Genomic DNA, 11,881 nt, shown 5'->3' on the forward strand with positions numbered 1-11,881 from the left:
TCGACACCCACACCACCCTCCCGCTGTTGGGGATCCTCCCCTTGCCTGCCCTCCTCCCTCCCCCCCCCCCCCCCCCCGCCGCCGGATCGCCGGACCCGCACGCGGTGAGGGCGAGAGCGGCGACGGTGATCAGCGCGAAGGCAGCGGAGTGCCGAGTTCGGGGCATGAGGTGTGGTTCTCCTGGTTCGTCGGCCGTGAACAGGCGCGAAAGCGCGGCAGCAGGGCAGCGCGCAGCGACACCACGGTCGTGGCGAAGGGGAATTCGGCGGAGCGGGGAAACGGCGGAGCGAGGGGAGGGCGGAGCGGTGTTGTGTACGTGAAGGCACGCAGGGAACGGTGCTCAGGCGCCGCACACGGCGCGAGGCAGAGACGCGAGGAGACGCAGGGGGTCAGCTCAACAGGAGGAGGACCACACGCGACCGAAGTCGATGTGGGAGCGCTTGACCAGCCACTGCTGCGAATGCATGGCCCAAGTGGAACAGGCATCCAGTGGCCCGTCAACTGAACTGAGACGTACGACTCACAGTGTGGACAAGCTTGACAACACGCAGTGAACAGCGCTTACCTCGGAGGCGGACCGGTGCTGAGGGGCCCGGTCCGCGTTGTGTTTCCGCTGAAGGCGCACCCCGTGTTCGATCTCTGCATCCACGGAGCCTTCGCATGTCCGCGCAGACAGATACCCGCCCTCCGTCTCCCCCCGCCCCGCTCACGAAGAGCAATGATGCCGACCGGCTCCGGATCGTCCCGGTACGCCGGACGGGACAGTGGGCGGGGGCCGTTGTCGCCCTGGCGCTCCTCGCCCTGGCGCTGAACTCCGTCATCCGCAACGAAGCCTTCCAATGGGATGTCGTCGCCGACTACTTCACGACCACCGCAGTCCTGCGCGGCCTCGGCCTCACCCTCTGGCTCACGGCGCTGGTCATGGTGCTCGGCTTCGCACTCGGCACGCTGCTTGCCATCCTCAGACTCTCCGGCAACCGCGTTCTGCGAGCGGTCAGTTGGGGATACGTCTGGCTCTTCAGGTCCACCCCGATCCTGGTCCAGCTGCTGTTCTGGTTCAACATCGGCGCGCTCTACCCGGAGATCCTCGGCGTCCGTACGGTGAACCTCCTGGGCCCCGTCACGGTCGCCGTCATCGGGCTCACCCTGCACGAGGCCGCGTACGCCGCCGAAGTCGTCCGCGGCGGCATACTCTCCGTCGAACGCGGACAGATCGAGGCCGCCCAGTCGCTCGGCCTCGGCCCCTGGCGCCGGCTCCGCCGGATCGTGCTGCCGCAGGCGATGCGCTCCATCGTCCCGCCCGCCGGGAACATGCTGATCGGCACTCTCAAGGGCACCTCGATCGTCAGCATCATCGCCGTGCAGGACCTGCTGTACTCGGTGCAGCTCGTGTACCACCGCACCTACCAGGTCATCCCGCTGCTGCTCGTCGCCACCATCTGGTACGCCGTCGTCACCTCGTTGCTCGGCATCGGCCAGCACTACATCGAGCGGCACTACGCGCGCGGCACGGCCGGTGCCCGATGAGCCGGTCGCCGACGCTCGTCGTCATCGGCGCCGGGCCGCGCGGCACCGGCCTCATCGAGCGCATCGCAGCCAACGCCCCCGGCCTGTACGAGGGCCGCCCGCTGGACATTCATCTCGTCGACCCGTACCCGCCGGGCGGCGGACGGATCTGGCGGCACGACCAGTCGCCGCTGCTCTGGATGAACTCCATGGCCGAGGACGTCACGATGTTCACCGACGAAACGGTCCAGCAGGAAGGGCCGATACGGCCGGGGCCCGCGCTCCACACCTGGGCGGCGGACGTCCGGGACGGACGTCTCGCACTCCCGGACGAGGACGGCATCGAGCCCGAACTCCTGGCCGAGTTAAAGGCGTTGGAGGGAACCGACTTCCCGAGCAGACGACTGCAGAGCGTCTATCTGCGCTGGGTGTACGAGCAGGCCGTGACCGCACTCCCGAAGGACATCACGGTCCACTGGCGCAGGGGCAGGGCCGTGTGTGTCACCGGGCCGCGCGAAGGCCGTCAGCGCGTCTGGCTGGAGGGGTGCGACAAGCCGATCCTCGCCGATCTCGTCGCCGTCACCATCGGCCACCTCGACGCCGAACCAGAGCCTGAGCAAGTCGAGTTGGCGGACTTCGCGAACCGGCACGGACTCGTCCACCTGCCGCCCGACTTCACCGCGGACACCGATCTGACCGACCTGCCCGCGGGCGAACCGGTCATAGTCCGGGGCTTCGGACTCGCCTGCGTCGATCTGATGGTGCTGCTCACCGAGGGCCGCGGCGGACGGTACGAGAACGGCGAGTACGTACCGTCCGGCAGGGAACCCGTGCTCCATATCGGATCGCGCCGAGGTGTCCCTTACCACTCCAAGATCGGCTACGCCTGGCAGGGCGAACGGCCGCCGCTGCCGCGCTTCCTCGGCCCCGACCGGACCGAGGCGCTGCTGAGGACGGACGAGCCGGTCGACTTCCGGCGCGATGTGTGGCCACATGTCGACAAGGAGCTCGGCTACGCCCACTATCACCGGCTCTTCACCGCCCACCCCGAGCGCACGACGGGCGAATGGCCCGAATTCGAGGCGAAGTACGCCGCCGCGGACCCGGCCGGCCCCGAGCTGCGCGCCCTCGTGTCGGCCGCCGTCCCCGACCCCGCCGACCGGCTCGACCTGGAAGCGCTCGACCACCCCCTGGACGGGGTGCGCTACCCCTCGTACGACGCACTGCAGGAGGGGCTGCGGGGCTACATCGCCGCCGACCTGGAACGCCGCCACGACCCCGCCCACAGCCCGGACCTCGCCGTCTTCCTCGGACTGCTCTCCGCCTACGGGCAGTTGATCCGGCTCGGTGACATCGGCGGCTGGTGGCACGGCTTCTTCAGCTATCTCGCCTCCGGCCCGCCCGGGCCCCGGCTGCACCAGCTCCTCGCGCTCTCCCGGGCCGGTGTCGTCCGCTTCCTCGGCGCCGGGATGACCGTCGAGGCCGATGAACGCCAGGGCGTCTTCCGGGCCGGCAGCGCCACCGTGCCCGGGCAGCGGATCGAGGCCCGCGCCCTGGTCGAGGCCCGGCTGCCGGACCCCTCGCTGGAACGTACCCGCAGCCCACTGCTCCAGGAGCTGTACGAGGACGGGGCCGCCGCCACCGACACCGGGCTGCTCTCGGTCGACCCCGACAACGGCCGGATCCTGGGCCGCGACGGCCGTCCGCACCCGCGCCGCTTCGCGCTCGGCCCGTTCACCACCGCGCGCGCCGGCGGAGCGTTCACCCGGCCGCGCACCGGCGGCCCGGCCTTCCGGCAGAACGACGCCACCGCGCGCACGGCGCTCACCTTCCTCCGGGACCTCGCCTGTAGCGACGGCCCCCTCGGCGCCTGAACCCGGCTCCGCGCAAAGCCCCACCCCACCCTCGTACACCTGCAGCTCAAGGACCCCTCATGTTCCTCACCAGCGATCCGCCCATCGGCAAGACGACCGGACCACATGTCGCCGCGCCCACCGCCGCGACCACGACGCGCTCACCGTCGTCCCCGTACGCCACCCCTGGCGCTGGGTCGCCGTCGCCGCCACCGCCGTCGTACTCGCCCAGTTCCTGCACGGCCTGGTCACCAACCGTTCCTGGGCAGTGAGCAGGAGTGAGTCCTGTCTCACCGGCACGCCCCGAACGGTGTTGGGCGCGCTGGTCCTCCGCTTTCACGTCCTGGGCGGCGACGCATATCACGTATGCGGTCCGTCCCAGGCGGGCGGAATCCCTACGACCTGGCCATGTGGGTGTGGCCAGAGGCGACGGGGAGGCCCCGAACCATCACTCCGGTGATACGGGGGCCCCGACTGCTGACGCCACACCCGGCGTCCCAGATCGCTTCACACATTACGCACACCCAGTCAGGCACACCCACAGACCGGAACACCGTTCACTCAATCGTGCCCATGTTCGCCAAAACAAGGTACTGGACCAGCAGTTGTGAACCCCGGCTGGGAGTGTGGCCGCCTATGCGGCGGAGATCGTCCGCGGCGGTGTACTGGCGGTGGACGGCGGTCAGCTGGAGGCCGCCGCCGCGCTCGGGACTCCCCGGCACCGACAGCTGCGGCGGATCGTGCTCCCGCAGGCGATGCGCTCCATCCTGCCGAACGCCGCCAGCGAGATCATCTCGCTCTTCAAGGGCACCTCGATCGTCTCCGTGATGGCGATCGGCGAACTCTTCTGCCAGGTCAAGGTCGTCTACGGACGCAACGGCAGGGTCGTGCCCCTGCTGATGGTCGCGACGCTCTGGTACATCCTCCTGACCACCGTGCTCTCCGTCCTCCAGCACTACGTCGAACGTCACTACGCCAAGGGGGCCGCGCGATGAGCAGCACCACCACCGACACCACCGGATCCGCGGACGCCGTGGTCGAGATCCACTCCGTCCACAAGCGCTTCGGCAGCCTCGAAGTGCTGCGCGGAATCGATCTGTCCGTGCGTACCGGAGAGGTGACCGTCGTCCTCGGCCCTTCCGGCTCCGGCAAGTCCACGCTCCTGCGCACCATCAACCACCTGGAGAAGGTCGACAACGGCTGGATCAGCGTCGACGGCACCCTGGTCGGCTACCGCAGGGACGGCGACAAGCTGTACGAGCTCCGCGAGCGCGAGGTCCTGCGACAGCGCACCCGGATCGGCTTCGTCTTCCAGAACTTCAATCTCTTCCCACACCTCACCGTGCTGGAGAACATCATCGAGGCCCCGGTCGCCGCACTCGGCCGCCCGAAGAAGGAAGCCGTCGCCGCCGCGGAGAAGCTCCTTGCCCGGGTCGGGCTCGCCGACAAGGCGGGGGCGTACCCCAAGCAGCTCTCCGGCGGGCAGCAGCAGCGGGTCGCCATCGCCCGCGCGCTGGTCCTCGAACCGAAGCTGCTGCTCTTCGACGAGCCGACCTCGGCGCTCGACCCCGAGCTGGTCGGCGAAGTCCTTGACGTCATCAAGGACTTGGCGCTGCAGGGCACCACGATGATCGTCGTCACGCACGAGATCGGTTTCGCCCGCGAGGTCGCCGACACCGTCGTCTTCATGGCCGAGGGACGGATCGTCGAGCAGGGCGCCCCCGGCGACGTACTCGACCGTCCGGAGCACGAGCGCACCCGCGCCTTCCTCTCCAAGGTTCTGTGACCCCACCCGTGCTCCCTTCAGTGTTCTTTTCAAGGAGTACGCGCGTGTCCGTCCGCCGCACCCTTTCCGCCACACTCGCCACCCTCGAACCGGCGGCCCGCAGACGGTCGCGGCGCAGCTGACGGAGTTCGTCGCCGCCGATGCCGCCGACGGATTCATACTCGTTCCGCATCTCACGCCGGGCGGCCTGGACGATTTCGTCGACCGGGTCGTCCCGCTCCTCCAGGAGCGCGGTGTATTCCGCTCCGAGTACACGGGTCCCACACCGCGGTCGCATCTCGGGCTCGCCGAGCCGGTATGGAAAGGTTGATCGCATGAGCACGGACGCACAGCAGCCGCACGATTCCGGGCAGGCGGCACAGGACTGGAAGCACTGGCACGAGGAGCGCACCGCCACGGTCGCCGCACCGTACGGACCGCTCTCCCTCACCGGCACCCACTGGCTCTCCGACTACCCGGAGGGCCACATTCCAGGGGTGCCCGGGCAGTGGCGGGAGGATGGCGAGGAGCTGGTGCTCAGCGCCGCCGCCGCGGACGGTCTGATCGTCGACGGCAAGCCCTTCACCGGCCAGGTCCGCCTCACCGCCGACCGCGGCCCGATCGGCGAGTCCCGCGTCGCGCACGGCGAGCGGCGGCTTGTCGTGCTGAGTCGCGAAGGACTCTGGGCGGTACGGGACTTCGACCCGGACTCCGTGGCGCGGCGCACCTTCCGGGACATCGAGGCCACCCCGTACGACGCCCGCTGGGCGCTGCCGGGCACATTCCGCCCGTACGAGAGCGCCCGTACGGTCCGGGTCGAGAACGCCGACGGAGTCGAGCGCGGCCTCGGACTCGCGGGCGAGATCGCCTTCGAGGCCGACGGCACGGAGCACACACTGCAGGTCGCGGTCGAGCCCGATGGCTCGCTCTGGGCGGTCTTCGCGGATGCCACCAGTGGAAACAGCAGCTATCGCTTCCGGTTCCTGCGGCCCGCGGCCCCGTCCGAGGACGGCAGTGTGACGGTCGACCTCAACCGTGCGCTGCTGCCGCCCTGCGCCTTCGCGGACCACTTCATCTGCCCCTTCCCGCCGCCCGGCAACACCCTTCCCATCGCCGTCGAGGCGGGGGAGCGGAACCGCGTCGACGGCTGACGCACCGCCATATCCCCTCGGGACGACGTCCCCGGCAGTCCGTGTGCTGCCGGGGACGCCCGTGCAGCCCGGCAAGTTCAGGCCAGAAGGCCCTCTTGCGCCAGAAGTTGACGCCTTGAATACTCCCGAGCAGCGCTTGTCAGGAACACGGCATTCCGCACTGCGGGCATGCCGTGCGAACGACTGCGCCTCACGGGTCCGACCACCCCACAGGCGGACCCCCGACTTCCCCTCGGGAGGAATGAAAAGTGAGGATCAAGCGCACCACCCCCCTCAGCGGTACCGCGAGACGCAGCAGGGCTGTCGCCATCGCCGCAGGCCTTGTCGCCGTCGCCGCACTCGCCGTCCCCACAGCCCATGCCGACACCACCACAACCTTCAGCGCCAAGCAGCTCTCCGCCGCGAGCGACGCGGTGCTCGGCGCCGATGTGGCGGGGACCGCCTGGAGCATCGACCCGGCGACCAACACCCTCGTGGTCACCGCGGACAGCACGGTCTCGCGGGCCGAGATCAAGCAGATCAAGCAGTCCGCCGGAGCCAACGCCGGCGCCCTGCGGATCGAGCGCACCCCCGGAAAGCTCAGCAAGCTGCTCTCCGGCGGCGACGCGATCTACGCCCCCGGCTGGCGCTGCTCCCTCGGCTTCAACGTCCGCAGCGGCAGCACCTACTACTTCCTGACCGCCGGTCACTGCACCGACGGCAACCCGCCCTGGTACACCAACTCCTCCAACTCGACCAGCATCGGCCCGACGGTCGGATCCAGCTTCCCGACCAATGACTACGGCCTGGTGCGCTACGACAACACCTCGCTCGCCCACCCGGGCACCGTCGGCAGCGTCGACATCACCAGCGCGGCCAACGCCACGGTCGGCATGTCGGTCACCCGCCGAGGCTCCACCACCGGCATCCACAGCGGCGCCGTCACGGGCCTCAACGCCACGGTCAACTACGGCGGTGGAGACATCGTCTACGGCATGATCCAGACCAACGTCTGTGCGGAGCCCGGCGACTCCGGCGGTCCGCTCTACTCCGGCTCCAAGGCGATCGGTCTCACCTCGGGCGGCAGCGGCAACTGCTCCTCCGGCGGTACGACGTTCTTCCAGCCGGTCACCGAGGCGCTCAGCGCGTACGGGGTCAGCGTCTACTGACGCCAGGCACCCCGGTCCGGCCACCGAACAGGCAGTCGGCCGAGACGGAGCCCCCGCCCGAATCGTGGGCGGGGGCTCCCGTTCACCCCGTGGCTTTTGAGAGGATGTGGGGCAGGTCGGTCATGCAGGAGCAAACGGGGGCGGATGCTGTGCCTTCCGGAGGGATGCCCTCCGGGAACCCCCGGCAGACACCTCAGGGGGTTCCAGGTCCGTGAAACGCATCGGAGTGACCGGCCATCGCAGCATTCCGCAGGAGGCCCATGCCCATGTGCTGGCCGGGTTACAGGCGGCGCTCTGCGGCTTGGAAGGCTCCCTGGAGGCCCTCTCCAGCCTGGCGGTGGGGGCGGACCAGCTCTTCGCCGACCTCGCCCTGGCCCGCGGTGCGGATCTGACCGTGGTCATCCCCAGCGGCGACTACGAATCCTGCTTCGCCGACGCAGCCGAACTCGCCCGCTACCGGGCCCTCAAGGACCGGGCGGTCCGGGAAGTCCGGCTGGACTACCCGCACTCCACCGACGAGGCGTACTACGCGGCGGGCGCGTACATCGCCGACCACTGCGACCGGCTGCTCGCCGTGTGGGACGGAAGGCCGGCCCGGGGCTTCGGCGGCACGGGCGACATCGTGACGTACGCCCGCAGCCTGGGCCGCCCGGTCACAGTGATCTGGCGCGAGGGCGTGGAGCGCGCCTGACCGGTTCCCGCGGCCGTCTTCGTATACGACCTCGCGTCCGCCCCGACTGATTGTTCGTCACATCTGATGCCGGGCAAGCCAGTCGGTGTGCTGTGGGGAGACGATGCGCTCGGTCTCGAAAACCGCCCGCGGCCACTGACGCTCGGTCAGTGTGGTCTCCATCGCCACCTGCATCGCCTCCAGATCCTGCTCCACCAGCGAGTGGGCCGAGATCAGCGGGTGGTGGCGGCGCATCTCGCTCCACGCCAGACAGGCCGCCGCGGCGGCCGACAGCACCCCCGTCAGGGCGAAGGACTGGGTGACGGAGAACGTCCGCAGCAGCGCGAACACCAGGGCGAGCGCCGCCAGTACGGCAATGGTGGTCGACCAGACGAGCGTGGCCCGCCGGGACACCTCCTGGCGCCTGCGGTACCAACTGCGCTGCTCGATCAGCCGGTCCCGTACATACGTCTCCTTGCGCACGGTGAATGCCTTGTTCCGCAACTCGCGCATGGAGTCCGTTATCAGTCCGCCCGAATCCGCCGTCAGGTCGCGAGGGTCGGCCCACCCCACCTTCCGGAGCTCCTGAAGACCTTCTTCGAGACGATTCGCGAACACCGCCTCGGGGTGCTGGGCGGTGGTGTCGAAAGGCGAGCCGTGCACCGAGTAACGCCAGCACATCGACTTGATGAACTCTGCTGCCGAGCGGTTGAGTTGCCATTGCGACTTTGCTTTGCGTTGGGCGGTGAGGTACATCGTGATCAGGACACCCACATAGGCCAACACGCCGATGGCATCGGCGAGTTGAAACGTGTCACCTATCTCCAGGTGCCAGGGCACCGCGGCCGGCATCGCGCCGATGACCAGTAGAATCAGCTGGACGCGGGTGGTGTTCACGGCCTCCCGCTGGCTGGCGATGGCGATCGCGTCCGTGTGATGGAACAGCGCCGGCAGGTCGGCGTTCCTGAACACCATGCTCTGCAGCGGTCCGGGAATCGCCGTCATGTTCACTCCCGTCTGCGGTTATGTCGTCACCTCAATGGTGGAATCGGTGGTTCCGTTCGATCCGGGGCGGTCCCACATGACGCTCTTGTTCCAAGTGGGCGTCCTCAGTTGCCAACCGAAGCCATGAGAGTAAAGTCGTGCCGCCAGACACTGCAATGGTGCAGATACCGTTGCTGCATTCCTGTCTGGAACCATTCCATCGGAACAAATCCCCTCAAGGACGGCCGTGAAGACCTCTGAATCCTCCCTCTCCTTCGCTGTTGCGAAGAGGAACCGTGTGCCGCTCGCCGAGATCGATGTCCGCGGCACTGCTGCTGCCCGGAAGCTCGGTCGTGTGCATGCCGCGTCAGCCGGTCGCCCCACCCAGGCATCGACCTTCAACTCGGCACTCTGAACCGACGCCTCGGCACTCCGAACCAATGCCCCGAGCACCCCTTCGGGCTGGCTAGACTGGTGGAATGACTGGACCCCTGGTCCCTTTCCGCGAAGTCGTTCTCAAGGTTCACAGCAGGTGCGATCTTGCCTGTGACCATTGCTATGTCTATGAACATGCAGATCAGAGCTGGCGAACCCGGCCGAAAACAATCTCTGATGATGTCATCTTCCGGACTGCTCAACGCTTGGCCGAGCATGCCAAGACACATGCACTGCCCTCCGTGTCAGTGATCCTGCACGGAGGGGAGCCTCTACTGGCGGGCCCCGCCCGATTGCGGCGCGTCTGCGAGGAGCTCACCTCCGCCTTCGAAGGCATCGCGGAGCTCGACCTCCGTATCCATACCAACGGACTCCAGCTCAGCCCCCGCTATCTCGACCTCTTCGACGAGTTCGACGTCAAGGTCGGCATCTCTCTGGACGGCGACCGGGCCGCCAACGACCGGCACCGCCGCTATGCCGACGGACGCAGCAGCCACCCCCTGGTTCTCAAGGCCGTCGAGCTGCTCCAGCAGGAGCGCTACCGCCATCTCAACCTCGGGCTCCTGTGCACCGTCGACATCGAGAACGACCCGCGCGCGGTCCTCGACGCTCTCACCGAGCTCGACCCGCCGCTCATCGACTTCCTGCTTCCGCACGCCACCTGGGACGAGCCTCCGCCCCGCCCGGACGGCTCACCCACCGCCTACGCCGACTGGCTTCTCGCGGTCTTCGACCGCTGGCAGGAGCAGGGGCGCCCGGTGCCGGTACGGCTCTTCTCCTCGGTGCTGTCCACGCTGAGCGGCGGCCCCAGCCTCACCGAGTCCCTGGGGCTCGCCCCCACCGACCTCGTCGTCGTCGAGACCGACGGCCAGCTGGAGCAGGTCGACTCGCTCAAGAGCGCCTACGAAGGCGCGGCGGCCACCGGATTCGATGTCTTCACCCACACCTTCGACGAGGTCGCGGCCCACCCCGGGGTGCGGGCCCGCCAGCTCGGACTGGCCGGCGTCAGCGAGACCTGCCGCCGATGCCCGGTCGTACGTTCGTGCGGAGGCGGCCTCTACACCCACCGGTACCGCTCCATGGAGCCGTCCGGCGCATTCGACAACCCGTCCGTGTACTGCGCCGATCTGGAGGCCCTGGTGCGCGGCATCGAGGCGCGCAGCGCAGCGGCCCTTGTCGCACCCGCGGTGGCCGAGCCCGTCGAGCTGCTCGCCGCCCAGCAGGACCTCACCCGCACCCTGCTCGCCCGGCTGAACGCCGACATCGGACGGCGCGGCGGCGGGCAGTGGGCGGCCGTCTGGGAGCTGGCCGCCACCATCGACGCGTCCGAGGAAGGGGCCCGCGGTCTGGACGAGGTGCTGGCCCACCCCTACACCCGCAGCTGGCTGCTGTACGCGATGGAGCTGGCCCAGGAGCGGCCCGGGGCCATGCAGGTGGCGCGCCGGATGCCGGTGTATCTCGCGGCCGCCGCCGTACGGGGCGGTCTCGATCTGCCCGTACGGGTGACCTTCTCGGACGGCAGGATCTTCCTGCCGGGTCTCGGCGAGTTGCGGATCGCGGATGCGGGGGAGCACGGCACGGCGCTGGTGCGGGCAACCGAGGACGGCTTCCTGGTCCGGCAGGAAGGGAGTGACGCGGCCGAACTGAGGGTCGTACGGCCGGAGGCGGCCGGCCCCGGCTGGCGGCCGCTGCGCCGACTCGCGACGCCCGGTTCGACGCCCGGCCTCGTGCTCGACGACCTCGACCCGTACCGCACATGCTTCTCCGTGCCCGCCGCGGACGCCCTCGACGACCGGGCCGCCGCCGACCTGGAGGCCAGGACCGGCGAGGCGTGGACGCTGATCGAGGCGAAGGCGCCCGGGCGTACCGGGGAGATGGCGGGCCGTCTCACCACCCTCACACCGCTGACCCGTCTGGCCCCGGCGGAGCCCGCCGTCGGGCGGCACGGATACGGCGCTCTGGGGATCTCCCCGGACGGCAGCGCGGAGGAGTTGGCGTTCGCGCTGCTGCGGGGCTTCCGGCGGGCCGAATTGCGGGCGCTTCGCGATGTCACGGATCTTTACGCGGCAGACGGCTCCTGGGAACATCGGATGCCCTGGCAGGAAGAACCAGTTCCGTTTTCCCGGTTGCTGGCCGATACCTATGAGCGGATGGCGTTGGGGGCTTTCGAGCCGAGCTATCTGGAGGGCGTACCGCAGGCCCTCGACACGCTGGAGGGTGCCGCCGAGCTGACCACCAGTGGAAAGCGGCTGCTGGATCAGATGCGAAAAGAGATCTGAGGCTCGCATTCCGGTTTAGCCGGGGCCGTCGGTACGCACAGGACAACTGGGAGGAACAGACGCAGACCGAATTCGATCAAGGAATGATCG

At 69.0% G+C, this 11,881-nt stretch carries 9 protein-coding genes and 2 pseudogenes; 10 read left to right on the forward strand and 1 reads right to left on the reverse strand.

The features are described 5' to 3' along the window. The first annotated feature begins 660 nt into the window (after nt 1-660). The 8 genes and pseudogenes from ACZ7IB_RS16820 (at nt 661) to ACZ7IB_RS16855 (ending at nt 8,114) form a co-directional block, all read left to right on the forward strand. The gene (locus ACZ7IB_RS16820) at nt 661-1,527 is read left to right on the forward strand and encodes an amino acid ABC transporter permease (protein ID WP_470913212.1); all 867 of its coding nucleotides are present in this window, start codon (nt 661-663) and stop codon (nt 1,525-1,527) included. Next, a complete protein-coding gene (locus tag ACZ7IB_RS16825) occupies nt 1,524-3,380 on the forward strand; it encodes an FAD/NAD(P)-binding protein (RefSeq protein ID WP_470913213.1) in 1,857 nt (618 codons plus the stop codon). The genes ACZ7IB_RS16820 and ACZ7IB_RS16825 overlap by 4 nt, the downstream gene beginning before the upstream one ends. Before the next feature lie 59 nt (nt 3,381-3,439). Further along, nucleotides 3,440-4,354, forward strand: a pseudogene (locus ACZ7IB_RS16830) (amino acid ABC transporter permease). A gap of 38 nt (nt 4,355-4,392) precedes the next feature. Then, on the forward strand, nt 4,393-5,145 hold the full coding sequence (locus ACZ7IB_RS16835) for an amino acid ABC transporter ATP-binding protein (protein ID WP_470913374.1): 753 nt from the start codon (nt 4,393-4,395) through the stop codon (nt 5,143-5,145). 91 nt (nt 5,146-5,236) lie between these two features. Next, a pseudogene (locus ACZ7IB_RS16840) lies at nt 5,237-5,455 on the forward strand (F420-dependent methylene-tetrahydromethanopterin reductase); the annotation flags it as partial. A gap of 4 nt (nt 5,456-5,459) precedes the next feature. Then, entirely contained in the window at nt 5,460-6,275 is an 816-nt protein-coding gene (locus ACZ7IB_RS16845) for a DUF1684 domain-containing protein (RefSeq protein ID WP_470913214.1), read from the forward strand. 248 nt (nt 6,276-6,523) lie between these two features. Then, the gene (locus ACZ7IB_RS16850) at nt 6,524-7,423 is read left to right on the forward strand and encodes a S1 family peptidase (RefSeq protein ID WP_470913215.1); all 900 of its coding nucleotides are present in this window, start codon (nt 6,524-6,526) and stop codon (nt 7,421-7,423) included. A 211-nt stretch (nt 7,424-7,634) separates the two neighbouring features. Continuing rightward, on the forward strand, nt 7,635-8,114 hold the full coding sequence (locus tag ACZ7IB_RS16855) for a hypothetical protein (RefSeq protein WP_470913216.1): 480 nt from the start codon (nt 7,635-7,637) through the stop codon (nt 8,112-8,114). Between the two features lie 57 nt (nt 8,115-8,171). Here ACZ7IB_RS16855 and ACZ7IB_RS16860 read toward each other — a convergent pair whose 3' ends face one another. Continuing rightward, nucleotides 8,172-9,098: a DUF4231 domain-containing protein gene (locus ACZ7IB_RS16860; RefSeq protein ID WP_470913217.1), complete on the reverse strand. Its 927-nt coding sequence runs from the start codon at nt 9,096-9,098 to the stop codon at nt 8,172-8,174. A 226-nt stretch (nt 9,099-9,324) separates the two neighbouring features. Between ACZ7IB_RS16860 and fxsA the strand changes: the two genes are divergently transcribed. Next, nucleotides 9,325-9,492, forward strand: coding sequence for an FxSxx-COOH cyclophane-containing RiPP peptide (gene fxsA / locus ACZ7IB_RS16865; protein ID WP_093893801.1), 168 nt, complete (start codon nt 9,325-9,327; stop codon nt 9,490-9,492). A 64-nt stretch (nt 9,493-9,556) separates the two neighbouring features. Continuing rightward, nucleotides 9,557-11,791: a radical SAM/SPASM protein FxsBH, inactivated beta-hydroxylase extension form gene (gene fxsBH / locus ACZ7IB_RS16870; protein ID WP_470913218.1), complete on the forward strand. Its 2,235-nt coding sequence runs from the start codon at nt 9,557-9,559 to the stop codon at nt 11,789-11,791. Nucleotides 11,792-11,881: the final 90 nt, after the last annotated feature.

The organism is Streptomyces sp. NPDC037301 (assembly GCF_055602785.1).

Coding starts and splice junctions, on each gene's coding strand:
- ACZ7IB_RS16825 (WP_470913213.1), top strand. CDS start 1,524: ATGAGCCGGTCGCCGACGCTCGTCGTCATCGGCGCCGGGCCGCGCGGC.
- fxsBH (WP_470913218.1), top strand. CDS start 9,557: ATGACTGGACCCCTGGTCCCTTTCCGCGAAGTCGTTCTCAAGGTTCAC.
- ACZ7IB_RS16860 (WP_470913217.1), bottom strand. CDS start 9,098: ATGACGGCGATTCCCGGACCGCTGCAGAGCATGGTGTTCAGGAACGCC.
- ACZ7IB_RS16845 (WP_470913214.1), top strand. CDS start 5,460: ATGAGCACGGACGCACAGCAGCCGCACGATTCCGGGCAGGCGGCACAG.
- ACZ7IB_RS16820 (WP_470913212.1), top strand. CDS start 661: ATGTCCGCGCAGACAGATACCCGCCCTCCGTCTCCCCCCGCCCCGCTC.